General features: G+C 33.2%; 18 protein-coding genes. 10 read left to right on the forward strand and 8 right to left on the reverse strand.

What is annotated here, in order from left to right:
• Positions 1–69 precede the first annotated feature (69 nt).
• On the reverse strand, positions 70–504 hold the full coding sequence (locus ACWATA_RS25480; protein WP_473050316.1) for an Rrf2 family transcriptional regulator: 435 nt from the start codon (positions 502–504) through the stop codon (positions 70–72).
• A gap of 175 nt (positions 505–679) precedes the next feature.
• Between ACWATA_RS25480 and hmpA the strand changes: the two genes are divergently transcribed.
• A complete protein-coding gene (hmpA, locus tag ACWATA_RS25485) occupies positions 680–1894 on the forward strand; it encodes an NO-inducible flavohemoprotein (protein ID WP_473050317.1) in 1215 nt (404 codons plus the stop codon).
• A gap of 681 nt (positions 1895–2575) precedes the next feature.
• Positions 2576–2722 carry a hypothetical protein gene (locus tag ACWATA_RS25490; protein ID WP_016766084.1) on the forward strand — a complete coding sequence of 49 codons (147 nt, stop codon included), beginning with the start codon at positions 2576–2578 and terminating at the stop codon, positions 2720–2722.
• A gap of 96 nt (positions 2723–2818) precedes the next feature.
• Here ACWATA_RS25490 and ACWATA_RS25495 read toward each other — a convergent pair whose 3' ends face one another.
• Entirely contained in the window at positions 2819–3091 is a 273-nt protein-coding gene (locus tag ACWATA_RS25495; protein WP_016766083.1) for an HU family DNA-binding protein, read from the reverse strand.
• 989 nt (positions 3092–4080) lie between these two features.
• On the opposite strand from ACWATA_RS25495, the gene spxA reads away from it, so the two are divergent.
• The 5 genes from spxA (at position 4081) to ACWATA_RS25520 (ending at position 7096) form a co-directional block, all read left to right on the forward strand.
• The gene (spxA, locus tag ACWATA_RS25500) at positions 4081–4470 is read left to right on the forward strand and encodes a transcriptional regulator SpxA (protein WP_016766082.1); all 390 of its coding nucleotides are present in this window, start codon (positions 4081–4083) and stop codon (positions 4468–4470) included.
• 304 nt (positions 4471–4774) lie between these two features.
• Positions 4775–5734 (forward strand): DUF6602 domain-containing protein, encoded by a 960-nt coding sequence (locus ACWATA_RS25505; RefSeq protein WP_473050359.1) that lies wholly within the window; start codon positions 4775–4777, stop codon positions 5732–5734.
• Between the two features lie 139 nt (positions 5735–5873).
• On the forward strand, positions 5874–6092 hold the full coding sequence (locus tag ACWATA_RS25510) for a hypothetical protein (protein ID WP_394555989.1): 219 nt from the start codon (positions 5874–5876) through the stop codon (positions 6090–6092).
• Positions 6093–6147: 55 nt separating this feature from the next.
• A complete protein-coding gene (locus ACWATA_RS25515) occupies positions 6148–6462 on the forward strand; it encodes a hypothetical protein (RefSeq protein WP_394555991.1) in 315 nt (104 codons plus the stop codon).
• Between the two features lie 22 nt (positions 6463–6484).
• Positions 6485–7096, forward strand: coding sequence for a hypothetical protein (locus tag ACWATA_RS25520; RefSeq protein WP_394555992.1), 612 nt, complete (start codon positions 6485–6487; stop codon positions 7094–7096).
• Positions 7097–7358: 262 nt separating this feature from the next.
• On the opposite strand, the gene ACWATA_RS25525 is transcribed toward ACWATA_RS25520, so the two are convergent.
• The 6 genes from ACWATA_RS25525 to ACWATA_RS25550 all read right to left on the reverse strand — a co-directional run bounded on the left by ACWATA_RS25525 (position 7359) and on the right by ACWATA_RS25550 (position 12340).
• Positions 7359–8168 (reverse strand): AAA family ATPase, encoded by an 810-nt coding sequence (locus tag ACWATA_RS25525; RefSeq protein ID WP_473050318.1) that lies wholly within the window; start codon positions 8166–8168, stop codon positions 7359–7361.
• Positions 8161–9609, reverse strand: coding sequence for a TnsB C-terminal domain-containing protein (locus tag ACWATA_RS25530; RefSeq protein ID WP_473050360.1), 1449 nt, complete (start codon positions 9607–9609; stop codon positions 8161–8163). The genes ACWATA_RS25525 and ACWATA_RS25530 overlap by 8 nt, the downstream gene beginning before the upstream one ends.
• Before the next feature lie 22 nt (positions 9610–9631).
• The gene (locus tag ACWATA_RS25535) at positions 9632–10183 is read right to left on the reverse strand and encodes a recombinase family protein (RefSeq protein ID WP_473050319.1); all 552 of its coding nucleotides are present in this window, start codon (positions 10181–10183) and stop codon (positions 9632–9634) included.
• A 550-nt stretch (positions 10184–10733) separates the two neighbouring features.
• A complete protein-coding gene (locus ACWATA_RS25540) occupies positions 10734–10985 on the reverse strand; it encodes a hypothetical protein (protein ID WP_047932928.1) in 252 nt (83 codons plus the stop codon).
• A 564-nt stretch (positions 10986–11549) separates the two neighbouring features.
• Entirely contained in the window at positions 11550–11816 is a 267-nt protein-coding gene (locus ACWATA_RS25545; RefSeq protein WP_459989984.1) for a hypothetical protein, read from the reverse strand.
• Positions 11817–11923: 107 nt separating this feature from the next.
• Positions 11924–12340, reverse strand: a complete 417-nt coding sequence (locus tag ACWATA_RS25550) for a hypothetical protein (RefSeq protein WP_047932923.1) — start codon at positions 12338–12340, stop codon at positions 11924–11926.
• Between the two features lie 1177 nt (positions 12341–13517).
• Here ACWATA_RS25550 and ACWATA_RS25555 point away from each other — a divergent pair.
• The 3 genes from ACWATA_RS25555 (at position 13518) to ACWATA_RS25565 (ending at position 17129) form a co-directional block, all read left to right on the forward strand.
• On the forward strand, positions 13518–14876 hold the full coding sequence (locus ACWATA_RS25555; RefSeq protein WP_047932920.1) for an SLC45 family MFS transporter: 1359 nt from the start codon (positions 13518–13520) through the stop codon (positions 14874–14876).
• A gap of 457 nt (positions 14877–15333) precedes the next feature.
• Positions 15334–16302 carry a carbohydrate ABC transporter permease gene (locus tag ACWATA_RS25560; RefSeq protein WP_310876622.1) on the forward strand — a complete coding sequence of 323 codons (969 nt, stop codon included), beginning with the start codon at positions 15334–15336 and terminating at the stop codon, positions 16300–16302.
• Complete coding sequence (locus ACWATA_RS25565) at positions 16302–17129, forward strand: carbohydrate ABC transporter permease (protein WP_047932919.1); 828 nt, start codon at positions 16302–16304, stop codon at positions 17127–17129. The genes ACWATA_RS25560 and ACWATA_RS25565 overlap by 1 nt, the downstream gene beginning before the upstream one ends.
• Positions 17130–17194: the final 65 nt, after the last annotated feature.

A 17194-nucleotide genomic window follows, 5' to 3' on the forward strand; every position in this document is an offset into this window, starting at 1 on the left:
CTCTAGAGTGAGGTTGTTTTTTATTTTATTTATATCAAGAAGGAAGTTACTTTGTTAAAAGAAAACCCGTCAATGTTCAAGAGAGGAGGAAAATAACTGGTTTAGTTCCTCTTTGTTTTGAACGAGATCTTCCAATGTATAGCCATTTAATATCTTTAGGAATGCTTGGAGGGCTTCATGGAGTGCATATTTTAATTTACAAGAGGAAGAAGTGGCGCATTGTTGAAAGCAATCAACAATATGGAAGTCCTCTTCCGTTTTGGATACAACTTCGCCGATATTAATTTTTTTTGGATCCTTGGCAAGCTTAATTCCTCCATTTCGGCCACGAATTGTTTCAATATAGCCGAGTTGACCCAGCTGATGAATGATTTTCACTAGGTGGTTGTTTGATATATTGTAATTCTCTGCAATTTCCTTTGTTGTACTTAATTCCCCACCTTTTTTAAGAGCTAAAAAGATTAAAATCCGTAAGGAATAGTCCGTATAGTTTGTTAACCTCATTCTAAAAATCCCCTTATTCTATCCGAAATTCTTTTTATTATAGCATTTAATTTTTATTAAACCTCTAGATTGTGACAACTTTCCGAAAGATGTATCTAAAATATATCTTTTATAAACACTGTTAGTATATTATAAACATGTATTTAAAATATATGTTTTTTGGAGGATGCACAAAATGCTAAGCAAAAAAAATATAGAAATTATTAAAAGTACGGTACCCGTTCTTGAAAAATATGGAAAAGATATAACTGCTCGTTTTTATCAATTATTGTTTGATAGTCATCCCGAATTATTAAATATTTTTAACCATATGAATCAAAGACAAGGAAAACAGCAAACAGCACTAGCCAATGCTGTTTATGCGGCGGCTGCTAATATTGACAATCTAGCTGCCATTATTCCAGTGGTGAAACAAATAGGACAGAAACATAGAGCATTAGGGGTTCTTCCAGAACATTATCCTATTGTTGGTGAAAATTTATTAGCAGCAATTAAAGATGTATTAGGCGATGCTGCTACCGATGAAATTATTAATGCGTGGGCTGAGGCTTATGGCGTTATTGCAGATGCCTTTATAGGAATTGAGCAAGAAATGTATAGAGAAGCAAAGGAACAATATGGTGGTTGGGAAGGTTTCAGGAATTTCATTGTCGAGAAAAAAGTCAAAGAAAGTGATGTCATCACGTCCTTTTATTTGAAACCAGAAAATGGAGAAGCCATCGCTTCTTATCAAGCTGGACAATATCTTACAATAAAAGTCCAACCAAAAGGGGAAAATCATACACATATTCGTCACTACAGCTTATCTGATGCGCCTGGAAAAGATTATTATCGAATTAGTGTGAAACGAGAAGAAAAGGGGGTTGTTTCCAATTATTTACATCAAGACATTCAAGAAGGCGACCTTTTAGCAGTAAGCGCGCCTGCAGGTGACTTCGTTCTTGAACCAAAGAAAACGCCTGCTGTTTTAATTAGTGGTGGCGTAGGATTGACGCCAATGATTAGTATGTTAAACACCATTATAGAGCAACAACCCGAACGTGAGGTAACGTTTATCCATGGTGCATTAAATAGCAAGGTTCATGCGATGAAAGACCATGTTACTAAACTAGCTAATGAATATGCAAAGGTTAAAAGCTTTGTTGTTTATTCTCAACCTACTGTGAAAGACAGAATGTTTAAGAATTATGATAAAAAAGGATTTATTGATTTAGAATGGCTAAAATCGATTTCACAAAATAAGCAAGCAGATTTTTATTTTTGTGGACCAGTTCCATTTATGCAAATGATGTACGGTGCTCTTAAGGAATGGGAAGTTCCTGCCGAGAATATTCATTTCGAATTTTTCGGCCCAGCAAGCCAATTAGAAGAACCGGTTACCACAGTATAAATAAACAGATCCTAAATTATAGAATTTTGAAGAGAATGAAAAGTTCCAATAACTTTATCTTATTGGAACTTTTTTTAGCTTAATAGTGTCACTATATTTAATATTTTCTAGATGGTTTCAATTAAGCCCTTTATCCCAAAGCCTTAAAATTAGTAGATAAATAAGCAAAAGGGACTAATATAGGTTAGTCCCTTTTAAATACAATGCCTCTTTCCGGAACACATACAAAAAAGGAGCCCTTGCGGCAGTAGGGCTCATCCATCTTCTATTGCCACTATTTATCGTTTATGCAGTTTTTTGTACATCCTTGATGTGCCAACAATCTCCTTACAGATCAAATGGTAAAAGGATACATAAAAAACGAACCTTTTATATATATGCTAGTACGGAAAAATGTAGTCTATATGGAAAAATACGTTATTTTTTATCTCCAGTTATAGAGTTACCTTAAAAAGCTGCCTTGTCTTTACAGAGAAGGCAGCTTTTTATTTTATGAACAACAATAATTACTTTAACATCTCGTAATAAATTTAAATATTTCGTCCGTAAACATACACCTTTTAGTAGTAAGATGAACTACTTATTACATATAGATTTAGTATAAAGAGTGGATTTTTCAACATAATTATAATAATAAGGAGAAATTGCATCTATTAAGTAACCTAAAGGTGGTGAGGACTTATGAAAAACAGGGATAAAAGACGAAAAAAGAAACGTGATTTTTTAAAGGATTACTTAAAAGACAAGTTAGGAAATTGGAAACCTGGACTTGGCAAAGAGTCTACCTCCAACTCTAAAACGACGCAAGAAAATAGAAGTCTTGATTAAATACTATTTGTGTGTAGGTATTTAGAAGTTTTTCACCATAAAAAATAGCCCCCTCTAGAAGTCTATCTCTAGAGAGGGCTTAATTATAAGGCATATTTATTTAACAGCTTCTTTTAATTCTTTTCCTGGCTTAAAAGCAGGAGACTTTGAAGCCGGAATTGTCATTTGTTCACCTGTTTGAGGGTTACGACCTGTACGCTCTGCGCGCTCACGTATTTCAAATGTACCAAATCCAACTAATTGAATTTTTTCTTCTTGGGCAAGCGTATTAGAAATCGTTTCAAACAACGCATCTACAGCCTTTTTGGAATCCTGTTTCGTTAGTTCAGATTTTGTTGCAACTGCATCTACTAGTTCAGTTTTATTCATATTCGAACACCTCATCCTCTTATTTTAAGATAATATGTAGAGATGCTAACATATCATAGCTTCTACACACTTGTCACTTAATGAGGGTAGGTAAAGGAAGATGAATTTCGATTTTTTCCTAGATCTTTATACTGAGATTTGCTCTATGACGAGATAACCTCTGTTAGGGCTAGATGATGAGTCATTCACTGTAAAAGCGAGCTCTATATTATTTTTCAAGTATGTATATTCTAAATTTGGTCCAAACTAATAAAGTATCTTCCAATTCTCCGAGTTTTACATGGCCTTTGCTCCCGTTGAGCAAAGGCTACTTTTTTGATGAGTTTTATCATCTACGATTGTTTTAAAGCATTTTAATTGTTTAATATCCAAGCCAATCACCCCATCATATGTAATATATATATTATTATAACTATAAATATATTTTCCATACGATGGAAGTATTGATAAGATACTCTTAGACTTTCCCTCAATACGAATGACATATAGTCGAGGTGAATAGATCATTTATGTATGATTGCTTACTTAATAAATGCAATGTAACTGCATTCTTGTATGACAAATGACCATTGATATAAAGGAGAAAGATGGTATGACTATTCCTTTTAATTATTCAAAAATATAAACGATAAAGTTGTTTTAGGGAAGTAACTCTCAAAGCATCTTTTTATTACTTATTTGGTTTTAGAAAACTATATCAAGAAAAAGGGATAATAGCTGTGCTAAACGGATTTTTTTAAGAACTGTTCTATGAACCTGGGATTGAGATGGTTTTTGTCCAGGTTCATAAAGGAAATATCCTTTCTATAAAATTCGGTGGGAAAACATCCTTATAAGAAATTATTTATACCGAAAGCTATTTCTATGAAGGTAAATCATAGGTTGTAGGGAAATTTAGTTAATAATACTCCTGCCATGGAAGCATTTCAAAAAAAGAATTCAATAACTAAAGATAATAGAAAGAAAATTAGTATGAATGAGGTGTAAACATGATTAATCTATATACGACAACAAGCTGTGCTTCTTGCCGTAAGGCAAAGTCTTGGTTTGAGAAAAACGGAATTGATTACATTGAGAGAAACATATCAAAGGATCCTCTTACAGTAGATGAAATTAAATCGATTCTTCGTATGACAGAAGGTACCGATGAAATTATTTCTGCAAGATCAAAAATATTTAAAGAGTTAAATATAGATCTTGATGCACTGTCATTACAGGAATTATATAAGTTGCTAAGGAACCATCCTACTATGATTAAACGACCTATTATTCAAGATGAGAAAAAATTACAAGTTGGATATCAAGAAGAAGAAATACGCGCTTTTATCCCTCGCAGGCTTCGCGCATTTACTAGCAGAAAGGCAGCAGTAGGGGAATAAATATACTTGAGAAGATCATATTAATTTTTTTACAAAGTTACCTCTACACAATTATTGTTAGGTAGCTTCTTTTTTATAGTTATCTCATCTCTCTTATGTAACATGTATTTACAACAGCATGTTTAGGGACTAATAGTGACTTAAGAAAGGGCGTACGTCTAAAATAGACTAAATGAAGTCTTGCATTTATATCTTATAGAAAAACAAATTTTAGAAGCAAAGGGTATAAAATGATGTTTCAACTTGGGCTTTCATTTGAAAACATAATAATTAAATCAAATCTTGAGCAAGCATTAGTGTAATAATTGATGCAACAGGAGAGCAAAGTAGACAACAAGATATTATTATTTATGATTCATTCAATAGCCCTGTTTTATTAAATATGCAATCTACAAAAATGATACCTATAGAGAGCGTTTTTTCAGTAATTGAGGTTAAATCATCATTAAATAAAGTTGAAATAAATAAGTGTGTAAATAATATCTCAAGTGTTAAAACATTAATTAAAGATAGTTTGGACGGAATAAATTCACCCACAGCTGGATTTGTGTTTGCTTTTACGTCATCTACGACTCTAGAAACATTATTAGATAACCTAGTTGAAGCAAATAATGAAGTGGAAAAACATAAACAGATTAGTGCATTGTGTGTGTTGGATAAAGGATTAATTGTAAATGTATCAAAGAAAGGATTGAAGGACATTACTCTTCTACCAAATGAAGATACTACTCCTGCAATAATTAAAAATACAGCTGAAAATAATTTAATGTTATTCTATCTCTTGCTGATGCAATATCTTAATCAGTCAAGAGTATCTGTACCAAATTTATTGAAATATGCTAATGCTGGGGAGTTATTAAATATAGAATACTCTATACCTAAAAAGCATGTTCCATTAGATGGTTATTATGAATTAGATGGAGGGAGGATTGAACTAGATACTGCATATTCAATAATGAAGGGTTCAAAATTATTAAAAAAGATGGAAGATGGTACTGCTAGCTTAAGGGATATAATGTTATATTTAAGCAGACATTTAATGGAGATACTTACCTATACTGAGCAGGCTTATGGGGCGAAATCCACTGATATAGAAATTTACGGAAAGAATTACAAGGTATCTGATCTTGAGAGAGCAATAGTTGTATATAATAAATTAAATGATGGAGAAGAAGTTAATAAACAGGATTTAGATTTCTATACTAAACTAAGCAACGATATGTATACACACTATCTATCTCAGGTATTACTTTCTAAACAATAAAAATGTACTTTATTCAAGTACTTTAATAGTGAAGCAGCATTTTGTGTTGTATCAAGGGATGCTGTTTTTTCTTTGTCTTCTTACCATATAGCCCTTATCATAGAAATAAATGAAAAATATGGTGAAGGAGGATAAGATTATGCGAGCAAAAATCGAAAAGGCTAAACATGTGGTCATGTTTAGGGCTACAGGAGAGTTTTATGCGCATGAGGTCAATCAAGATAAAATAAGATTAGGTTTTTTTGTCTGTCCTTCATGTGAAGTCAAAGTACATTATAAACAGGATCATTTCTTTTCCCGTGAACATAAACGAAATTGTATCTATGTGAAAGAACAATTTAAGAAAAAAGCCTACTAGATAAATGAAAATCCGATGATTTTATATGGAATTATAGAGAAAAGGGGGAAACGATATGAAAAATCATGTTTATCAAAATGGACGCTTAATTCAAACGAATAAAAAGTTTTCAGCATTAAAGCAAAAGCAGAGAGAATGGATAACTAACGAATTAAGACAACGTTATATTAGTGCGATCAACTATCCTCATACCAAATTACACCCGAGAAAACGAGATCAAATTTTAGACGAGGTTTACGATCTTATTGTAGCAAAGGACACATGGATACCTTTTCATGAAGTGAAAAAACATTACTTTAGAAAAATCCCTTCATTTATAAGCAGTCATCGAAAAATGATGGAAAAGCAGGAAGATGAAGAAACGGAGTAATCATTTTTAAGGGGAGTATATAATGAACGTTGAAATAGGATTTCTTCCAAAAAGTTATATAAGTGAAATTCCAGCATTCGGTGGTTTTTTTCCTTTTGGAATAGATGGGAAAGTACCATATATCATAGAATACGATGGCCAAGAGCTAGATATAGAAGTCTTTTTTAATAATTGGATGGCACAGTTAAACAAATTCCCTATATATACACTTTTTGCATATGCAAAGATTGATGAAGAAGAAATAGATCATACATTTTCATCTGCTGATATAGAGTATGCAAAACTTAAAATGAAAAAGGAACGCTTTATTAAATCTAAAGTACAAGACAATAAGCAATTTGAAATTGTGATGTCTTACTTATATAGCCAAGGAAGTATGAATGATTTTGCTGGTTGGTCTCTTTCTGAAGATTTATTTAGCTTTGACAAACGAGATATGAAAACCATATTTGGGAGAAAAAAAGTTCATATGCCCATTATTACACTTCAAAAAGACTCTACAATGTTTTGGGTTTGTTATGATGGAAGCTCTGTTATTTCCATTTCCAATAACAATCTATTTTCTACATCTAATTCAATTATTAGCTCCTTTCCAACAGGTGTGAAAGGAATTGAGTTTGAGTATGAAGAGTAATTTCAGACTGTATATCGCATTCACTACTAGTTAACTTGGTTCAGGTTCTTGGAATAAAAAAGCCTTTGTAAATTACAAAGGCTTTTTTATTATAGATGATTCAAAAAGGTACACCTTTTTAGTCTATCTATAATCAAATGACAAAGTGTCTATTTAGTTGTCACTTTAAGAGGTAATTTGCACTTATTTTAAGTGCTATTTTGCATATACAACTTTAAAAACCCAGCTACCTGCACATGAGAAAATTAGCTGGGTTTCTTTATTATATACGTCCAATCACTAAGCTATTTCTTGCAGCTTCTACTACTTCGGTTGTAATTAATGTGAGGTGATTGATTTCGAGGATACGTTCAATTTGAGTAAATAGCCGATGAATAAGTCTAAAATTCCCATTTGTAACTTTAATGATGCTTGTGAGCGCCTCATAATCGGAAAAGTCCTCTCGTTTAATAGAGATACCTAGTTCTTCCCATTTATATTCTAGAATATGATGCATCTCGTCATTACTGAGTTTCTGAAATTCGTGAGCAAAACCAATACGGGAATATAGCTGAGGATAACGCGCTAACCGTTTTTCAATTCCTGGCATCCCGATTAAGATCATAGCTAAGTCATGTTGATCATAGATATCACGAAGTTGCTCCAAGTGCTGCAGCTTTAAACGATCGATTTCATCTACAATAATTAAGCGAATTCCTTCGAGAGCACTAGAAGTGTTCAATTCTTTTTCACCAATACGTACCCGATAGGCATCTTTCACCGTGTGGAATCGGACTCCCATAATATGAATCGTACTGGTTAATTTCGCTGCACTAACAGGTGGGGCGGTATAAAAAAGAGTGTGACAATCTAAAATCTTCTCGTCAGCATAAGCACCCATACATGCAGATGTTTCATAGTCGATTTGCTTCTCGACATAATCCCACTGGGCATATTGTCTAGCTGAAAGTGTTTTACCAACACCCGGTAGACCATAGCAAATGCCTATATATTGATACTTAATACAGGCATCACAAAATTCAGCAAATCGCTTATATTCCTTCGTTTCAATAAATATTTGTTTGTTATTCATTGAAGTACCTCTTCAAATTTGACTTGAGTGGCTTAGGTAGCGTCGAATCTTGTTCTAATTGGCTTTGTTTAGACTGGACAATGTCTTCAATTACTGATTTCTCTGGGATAATTTGATTATTCAACTTCCGTTTCCGTTTATTTCTTGCAGAAACAATGTCTTTTAAATCAACTGTATAACCTGCAATTTCGGGACAAATAGCCGTACATAAATAGTAATCTTCGTAAAAAACTCTTATTTCAGCAAGATCCCGTGGATCGTAACGAATAACGACGGTTTCACCGACATACGCAGCAAGTGTAATATCAATAAATCTTAGCCCTTGGAAATGAATCCCGTCTGAATGTACTTTTCTTGGTTTGGCAACATGTAGCAGTAATAAGTCCAGACTTTCTAAACTCTCCGGCATATTGGGTAAAAATCCTCCATCATTCCAAGCATTGATCGGAGTTTTTTTCGTTGTTCCATGAGTACGATGATGATAATTGCACACAATAAAATCGGCTAATTTTTCATCGAGATCTTTCAAAGTCATAGGGGCATCCTTTGTACCGTTTCCTATATACCCAGGTAAGTCTTGTAAAAACAATTGGTTGATGCTTGAAAAGAAGCGTTCAATTTTCCCTCGACCTCTAGGAACACCTACTGCTGAAAAAATGAGGTTCATTTTCAAATCAATGGCCACTTGCTCTAAATGATTCGATGTAAAATCACTGCCATGATCAGTATAAAACTGTTCAGGTATTCCGCAAATTGGCCAATCTAGATTTCTTTTATGCCAAATGGCTTGATGTAAAGTGATTGCTGTTTGAATAGCTGAAGGAGCTTGGAAGGTTAAAAAATAGCCAGCGACTGCCCGGCTGTAGTCGTCTAAGATAATCGTCAACCAAGGTCGTTCGGCTTGTCCTTTTTCATTGATTACAAGAATATCGAGTAGCGTATGGTCAGCTTGCCAAATCTCATTAGGATATCTTGCTTCTCTTCGATGAATTAAATCATATTGATTTCCGTATGCTTTTTGGCCATCATATGCTAACTTCTTCAAGCTTTGCGAAAGGGATTGAGAAACCTTATACACTTGATAATAACTTGGTTGTTGCCAGCCTTGTTTCTGACAATGCTCGCAAATTATTCGATGAATAGACGTCAGCGAATTCCTTTTGTACTTCAAAATTAGTTGTTCAATCCACACGATAATTTCCGGTTCTAAATGTATTTTGCCAGCATCACTTCTTGTTTTTCGAATTAAACCTTTTAATCCAAATTGTTCATAGTCCCGAATCCAGTATTGTAGAGTTCTTTTTGCAATGCCGGTTTCTTCTGTAATGACAGTTAATGTTTTCTCATTGAAAAGATATGGTACAATGACTTGATACTTTATCATCGCTGCTTGTCGTTGTTTTTCTGAATAAGCTGTTAATGAAGGATGTTCATTCTGCATAGACATCAACCCTTCCGATTTACTATCTTTCTAAATAGCGATAAATCGTTGTTCGAGACACGCCCCACTTTTCTGCAACATCTTTAATTGGTGTACCATTTTCAATTAAAGCCTTCATCATTTCAATATCTTTTGGTCCATACTTTTCTGGACGCCCACCTAAACGCCCACGTGCTTTTGCAGCTGCTCGTCCTGCAACTGAACGTTCCTCAATAAGGTTTAGTTCAAATTCTGCAAACGCTGCGAATAAGTGAAACATCAATTGCCCAGTTGCATTGCTCTTGTCCATTGTTAGGTTTTCTTGCAGACTATGAAAGCCAACCCCTCGTTCATTTAAGCTATTCACAATTTGAATCAAATTTTGCATGTTACGTCCTAGTCGGTCCAATCGCCAAACGACAATTGTATCGCCTTCACGTGCATACTGAAGTGCTTGCTCTAAACCGGGACGTTGTTTTTTTGTTCCACTCATCTTATCGTAAAAAATTTTCGTACAACCATGTTCCGTTAACGAATCTGTTTGCAAATCCAAATTTTGTAATCCTGTTGACACACGTGCATATCCAATTAACACCAATTATCACTCTTTCTAATTTTAATTCCAATTTCATTGTAACATAAGATAAAAATAATTAGGTTATTGAACATAGAAAAGTGAACAGGGTTTTGTAACATTTTTGACAATAAAACACGCCTCTTTCAAATCAAGAAGAAGCGTGTTCAGAAAAGGGACGAGTTTTGGAACAAATATTGAGTTTGAGAAATATGTACAGGTTTCTTTTTTATATTTACTTATAGTGCAAAATAACGCTTGAAATAGATGCAAAATAACTCCTAAAGTGACAATTTAGTGAATAAAATAAACCTTTATGAACGTATAAAAAGTAATTTACCTTTACAGGCGGTATGTCATATTCAATTTTAGTTAACCTAATCACCATTACAGGAACCAAAACAAGTAAAACCCCTTTTCAAAGAACATTGTTTTGAAAAGGAGTTTTTATTTATAAAATCTTTTTAATTTTTAATACTTGTTTCGAAATAATTAATGGAGCGTTTGGTACACATATAAATAGCTGATACAAAGTTCTAAGAATAAAAAAGAGCCTACTTGATGTAAAAAATCAAACAGGCTTTACTTTTTCTTTAAAGTCCTTTTGATTAACTTCCCAAACATCATATTCTTCGCCAAATTTATCTCTTATGTCCATAGCCATTAAATCGGATAAAATCTCATAATTATCTATTATAGATTCATCTACTATGTCTTCATTAAGTTCACCTTTAACTGTATTCCATCTAATAAACCTTTCATCATGTACACTTACGATATAGAAATACCTAGTTCTGAATTTATTTATTTTACTGTTTTTCATATGAATTCCTTTCAACTCTTGATAAACCTTAGTTGAATTATAACTTACAAATTTTATTTATATACAAGAGCCAGCTGTTGTGAGCAAACAGCTGGTTCTTTAATTAAGTTTTTTGCTTGTTAAGAAGCCTATTTATAAGTAGCAGGACATGATAAAAGGTATTTGATGCAAAAATGCCTAGGGCAAAAAAAGAAAATAATAATCGGTAATCTAATTTGATTCCTGTGAACAGAAAGTAAAATGCTAACGCAGGAATCAACCCTGCTAACGAGTACATTGCTAGTTTGGAAACATACATTTTCCTTGTCCGCATTTTATTTGCCACCATATCGATTAGATAAGAGAAAATAATTCCAACAACTATATAAACGGGGAAAGTATAAATGAATGTAAACACGAATGTATCTGTAAAACCAAAGTAATAAATATTAGGTTCTTGCTCACTTTTAGGTGTTAAGTTAATTATCCCGTAGGCAGTACTAAAAAAAGTAGTAGATAAAAAGGCCGTAACAACTAATTTTATAAAACCTCTCAAAATAGCTCTCCTTTGATTTTATATTCAATTCAACTTTTTTTACCCACCTGTTCTTTTTGTATACTCTTCCATAAGTCAAAAATTAACATAGCCCCTCCAAGTAACATAAATAAAATACTCAGCATATAGGGAAACCATCCTATAATTTCATCAAGTACCACTGTTAGCTTACCAGGTGGGTCACTCCACTCTCCTAGATGTGGGATATATAAGGCGATAGCTAAATGCATAAGACCAAACAATATAATTCCTGAAATAAATAAAATTGTACCAAATAACTGTAAACTCTTTTTCATATAATCTCCTTAAAAACTATCTTCTTTAACTAATTGATCATCATCCACATGTTAACTTAAATTGAATCATGTTATCCTCGACTCCCCTCTTCGGTAAGTCCATATTTTTAAAAAGGATTATATGATCGCTCTAATGGAAATGTTTCCTTATGACTTCCTTTAGAATCCTTCCATTCTATTTGAACTCTATAAGTCTCATTTTTTTGTGGACGGTCACCTAAAGACATAAAATCAAAGGATTTTTGAAAAATTGTATCCTTATCAGGAGAATAGTCCACTTTTTGACCATTCTCTATAATAATAAACTTATGTAATGTAACATTACCTTCAGATAAGTGCTTTAGGGTCCCTTCCCAATATGTATCATACCGTGTGTATTCAGCTTTCCACACTTTACTTGGTGATTGACCAGTAAGATGTGGTTGACTACTAAAAAAATAGTAAAGATACATTCCAGCAAAGATAATTAAAACACTGGTAAAACCCCAACGGTATGGGTGTAATTTGCGTATCAAGTAGGTCATACGTACGATTCTCCTCTAATTAATAGACTATACTCTAAATAGCAATATTATTAAAACTTCGTCTTGGAAAAAAGTGTTTACAAATAATAATATAGCACTATAAAAAAAGAAAATATACGAAAAATAGTAGGTATATAGTAATGTTTAATTTTACTTTAATTAAAGGATTTCAATTAACATATTATGAATTATTAGAGAGTTCTAGTAGACATAGTTCATGTTCTCGGTACTAATCTAAAATCCATAGTAAAACAAGCAGATTCTTTATAATTGAAGACTGCTTGTTTTAGTTTACATAAAGCTTATTTCATCGTGTACTTTTTTTAAAAAGATACAGACTGTAAATCAGTAGCAATACCAATAAAAATAAAGCTATCCAATAAATGATCATTAGTCTGTTTGGAAAATAAGTAATAGCTCCGTATAAAAGAAAAGCAGTTATTAGAAAAAAACTAATAAAGCGACCTACATTACGTATTAAAAAACGAATGAACTCTGTCACTTGGCTTCCTCCTTAAAATAACACTCTCTCTATTTTACCAAAAAATGTTACAAATAATGGCGTATAATATGATTTTAGATTTACGTAATCACAATTATGTTTAGCTTGACTTTCCACTATATCGTTAAGTGAAATTAAACATACTTTATAAAAAATAGTGTTATCATTTACACACTTTGTAGAAAAACGTTGTATTTTCCTCATTCAAACTTAATATTATTTATAAACATATTGGAAAATTTTGATGCATACAAATATTTATGCAAACGCTTGCGCAAATGTGGAGCTTTAGTATACAATGTTCAAGTGAAGAGTATTCTAACTTTTTTAAAAATTAGGTTTTATTAAATGACTGACCATATTAAATTTTTAGCAGAGTCTATTAAAACTGGTCTAAAATTTTCAAACAGTAATCAATAGCCTATGAAACAGTATATGCTGAATGATTAGTAGAGGCTTTCTAATAGGCAGATAGTAATCCTGTTTCAAAGGCCATAAGTGAACGGCATAATGGCAAGATGATTTGGATAAATAGAAAAACAGTCCGTCGAAGGTAATAGCAGTCACAGCGTTTATTAGGTTTATTTAAAACGATTGCAAAGAATTATACAATATAGGACTTTAAGTAAGACCATTTATCTTTCGCAGCTGTTAGTTAAATCATAGGAGGAAATTATGTTAGAGCAAAAGATCGTTAAAACCAGTGAAAAAAGCTTTCGGCAAGACTTACCTTATCTACCAATCAGTACGATATGGTTAATTAGTTTCGGTTTTTTAGGTGTACAAATGGCATTCTCATTACAGAGTTCAAATATGGGACGTATATTCCAAACAATCGGTGCTGATCCAACTACATTAGGTTTCTTCTTTATACTACCGCCACTGGCAGGTTTAGTTGTTCAACCTTTAGTTGGTTATTTTTCGGATCGAACTTGGATTCCAAAACTTGGCCGACGTATTCCTTATCTATTAATTGGAGCCATTGTGGCAGTAATCGTCATGTGTCTATTGCCTAACGCTGGTAGTTTCGGTTTTAGTGCAATGGCTGCTATGACTTTTGGAGCAATCACCATTTTATTTATGGATCTATCATCAAATGTAGCAATGCAACCATTCAAGATGATGGTTGGGGACATGGTCAACGAAGACCAAAAAGGTTTCGCCTATTCAATTCAAAGTTTTTTATCAAACAGTGGTGCTGTGTTAGCATGTATCTTTCCTTTTATTTTAACGGTATTGGGTGTCTCAAATAGTGCACCAACGGGAGTTGTCCCACCATCAGTTGTTATTTCATTTTACGTGGGAGCCATTGTATTAATCATTTGTAGTTTATTTACAATATTTAAAGTGAAAGAATATTCACCTGCTGAGTTTGCTGCTTATCATGGTATTACTAATGAAACTAATAAAGAAAATGTAAACGTTTTTAAGTTACTTCGTAACGCTCCAAAGGTTTTTTGGACTGTTACACTCGTTCAATTTTTCTGTTGGATGGGCTTTCAATATTTATGGACGTACGGTACAGGAGCAGTCGCTTTAAACGTTTGGCATGCCATTGAACCATCTAGCTCAGGTTATCAAGCAGCTGGCAACTGGTTCGGCATCTTATCAGCTGTACAATCAATTGCCGCAGTGCTTTGGTCACTAATTTTGTCACGTGTACGCAATAACAAACGTAAACCAGCTTATGCCCTTAGTTTATTGCTAGGTGGCATTGGATTTGGGTCTGTGTTCTTTATTCATAACCAATGGGCATTAATTGTTTCGTTTATCTTGATTGGTATTGCCTGGGCTGCAATGATGACGTTTCCATTTACTATGCTTACCAACGCTTTATCAGGCAAGAATATGGGAACGTACCTGGGGTTATTTAACGGGAGTATTTGCTTACCGCAAATTATAGCTTCTTGCTTAAGTTTTGCTTTGTTCCCAGCAATTGGATCGTCTATGTCAGGAATGATCTTAATTTCAGGTATTTTACTTGTTATGGGTGCAGTATCTGTTTCAATTATTAAGGAAACATATGTAAAATAAGAATTAGTTATGCTTATTGAAAAAGGGTTAACACAGCTGTTTACCTTTTCAAAAAATGGGCAATTTCTAAACAAAAAGCCAAATTAGCTAAATAGATTAAATATCTTGGGCATACTATTCAAGGTGCAAATAAGGCATCAATTACAAGTGATATGTTGAAAAAGGAAAAGCTACTGATTAGGTAGCTTTTTATTTTTGACATAGTTGTTTTATAAAAAGCTCTTTCTATCCACATAACTCAAGATTTTTAAACCTATTGGATATTATGGAAGTATTATTCTAAAGCTCTTTCCTGAGAGGCTCTTATATTATATTAAGCATATTTAATATAAAACAATGATTTTGTATTATGTTATCTTTCTTCACATAAAATCAATATTTTCCACCTTACTAGTCAATGTAAGCAGTTTCATTAATGATTTAATTCATTAAAATAATACATAGGAGGTGCAGTTACATGAATAGTCATAGTAAATTGCAAGACATAGAGGTAGGTTCTGTAGGTAAACAGAAGATGCTGAAAGAGAAATCATTATTTAATATTAAAAATCAGAAAAATTTGAAAACTTTAGGTTTATTCACTTTATTTGTAGGACCAGCTTTGCTAGCTTTTACTATCATTGTCTTAATTCCATTTTTTACGGGAGTATATTATGCCTTTACGGATTGGAATGGAGTAAACGGAACGATCAATTGGGTTGGGTTAGATAACTTTACATACTTGTTTACAGAGGATAAGCAGTTTCAACAGTCTTTTTGGATTACAACTAAATATACAGCAGTAGCTATTATTTTAACGAATATTGTAGGTTTCATCTTGGCCTTGCTTGTAACAAAGATGCTAAAAACACGGAATATGTTACGTACGGTCTTTTTTATGCCGAACTTAATTGGTGGACTTTTACTAGGCTTTGTCTGGCAATTTATTTTTGTGAAAGGTTTTGCATCTATTGGACAGATAACAGGAATTTCTCTTTTTGAACTTCCTTGGCTTGGAGATGCAAAAACAGCTTTTTGGGGAATTGTCATCGTGAGTGTATGGCAAGGTGCAGGTTATATTATGCTTATTTATACAGCTGCTCTACAAAATGTACCTCAGGAATTGATTGAGGCAGCTAAAATTGATGGAGCCAACAGATGGCAGATCCTTCGTCACATTACGATGCCGATGGTTGCCCCGGCGGTAACCGTTTGTTTATTCTTAACGATTTCTTGGTCATTTAAAGTCTTTGATGTCAACCTTTCACTCACAAATGGTGGTCCATTTAAATCAACAGAAATGTTAGCGCTTAATATTTATACAGAAGCATTCGTGAATAACCGATACGGTCTTGGAGAGGCAAAAGCATTAATCTTCTTCCTCGTAGTAGCAGCTATTACCATCATCCAAGTAACTTACACAAAGAAGAAGGAGGTCGAATCATAATGGGAAATCGATATACAGGAAGAACGTTTATTGTTGAAATAATGGCCATTGTGCTTGGTCTTGTCTTTTTAGTTCCGTTTTATTATTTAGTCTCAAACTCATTGAAGCCATTCGCAGAGATACTATCGAATACATCAGCTTTACCATCAGTATTACAATTTCAAAACTATGTCAATGCCTATCATCAGATGAATTTCTTAAAAGTATTCTCAAATTCATTACTTATTACTGTAGTTAGTAATATCGTTCTTGTTTTCTTTTGTTCTATGGCTGCATACATGCTTGTTCGAACTAAAAAGAAAATTAGCAATATCATTTTTATGATGTTTGTCGCAGCGATGGTTATTCCCTTTCAATCTATTATGATCCCTTTGGTTAAAGTGACAGGGAGTCTAGGGATGTTAAATAGTGTCTGGGGCTTGGTCATCATGTATTTAGGATTTGGGTCAGGCATGACAATCTTCTTATACCACGGTTTTATCAAGGGAATTCCAGTGGAACTTGAAGAAGCAGCTATCATTGACGGCTGTTCAAGACTAGGCGTATTCTGGAGAATTGTATTCCCATTACTGAAACCAATTACAGTCACTGTGGTTATCTTAAACAGTTTATGGATTTGGAATGACTTTTTATTACCGTCCCTTGTTCTTCAAGATCCAGAACTAAGAACGATTCCATTAGCAACGTTTTTTTTCTTTGGTCAATATACAAAGCAGTGGGATTTAGCATTAGCAGCTTTAATGCTTAGTATTATTCCGTTATTAATCTTTTTCTTTGCGATGCAAAAACATATTGTAAAAGGGATTACAAGTGGTTCCATTAAGTAATCTGTCTAGGTTATGCCCTCTATTGTTTATCTTATAAATAAGAATACGCGATAGAGATATTCTAA

Source organism: Priestia sp. USM5 (genome assembly GCF_058323215.1).

Coding starts and splice junctions, on each gene's coding strand:
- ACWATA_RS25480 (WP_473050316.1), bottom strand. CDS start 504: ATGAGGTTAACAAACTATACGGACTATTCCTTACGGATTTTAATCTTT.
- hmpA (WP_473050317.1), top strand. CDS start 680: ATGCTAAGCAAAAAAAATATAGAAATTATTAAAAGTACGGTACCCGTT.
- ACWATA_RS25490 (WP_016766084.1), top strand. CDS start 2,576: ATGAAAAACAGGGATAAAAGACGAAAAAAGAAACGTGATTTTTTAAAG.
- ACWATA_RS25495 (WP_016766083.1), bottom strand. CDS start 3,091: ATGAATAAAACTGAACTAGTAGATGCAGTTGCAACAAAATCTGAACTA.
- spxA (WP_016766082.1), top strand. CDS start 4,081: ATGATTAATCTATATACGACAACAAGCTGTGCTTCTTGCCGTAAGGCA.
- ACWATA_RS25510 (WP_394555989.1), top strand. CDS start 5,874: ATGCGAGCAAAAATCGAAAAGGCTAAACATGTGGTCATGTTTAGGGCT.
- ACWATA_RS25515 (WP_394555991.1), top strand. CDS start 6,148: ATGAAAAATCATGTTTATCAAAATGGACGCTTAATTCAAACGAATAAA.
- ACWATA_RS25520 (WP_394555992.1), top strand. CDS start 6,485: ATGAACGTTGAAATAGGATTTCTTCCAAAAAGTTATATAAGTGAAATT.
- ACWATA_RS25525 (WP_473050318.1), bottom strand. CDS start 8,168: ATGAATAACAAACAAATATTTATTGAAACGAAGGAATATAAGCGATTT.
- ACWATA_RS25530 (WP_473050360.1), bottom strand. CDS start 9,609: ATGCAGAATGAACATCCTTCATTAACAGCTTATTCAGAAAAACAACGA.
- ACWATA_RS25540 (WP_047932928.1), bottom strand. CDS start 10,985: ATGAAAAACAGTAAAATAAATAAATTCAGAACTAGGTATTTCTATATC.
- ACWATA_RS25545 (WP_459989984.1), bottom strand. CDS start 11,816: ATGAAAAAGAGTTTACAGTTATTTGGTACAATTTTATTTATTTCAGGA.
- ACWATA_RS25550 (WP_047932923.1), bottom strand. CDS start 12,340: ATGACCTACTTGATACGCAAATTACACCCATACCGTTGGGGTTTTACC.
- ACWATA_RS25555 (WP_047932920.1), top strand. CDS start 13,518: ATGTTAGAGCAAAAGATCGTTAAAACCAGTGAAAAAAGCTTTCGGCAA.
- ACWATA_RS25560 (WP_310876622.1), top strand. CDS start 15,334: ATGAATAGTCATAGTAAATTGCAAGACATAGAGGTAGGTTCTGTAGGT.
- ACWATA_RS25565 (WP_047932919.1), top strand. CDS start 16,302: ATGGGAAATCGATATACAGGAAGAACGTTTATTGTTGAAATAATGGCC.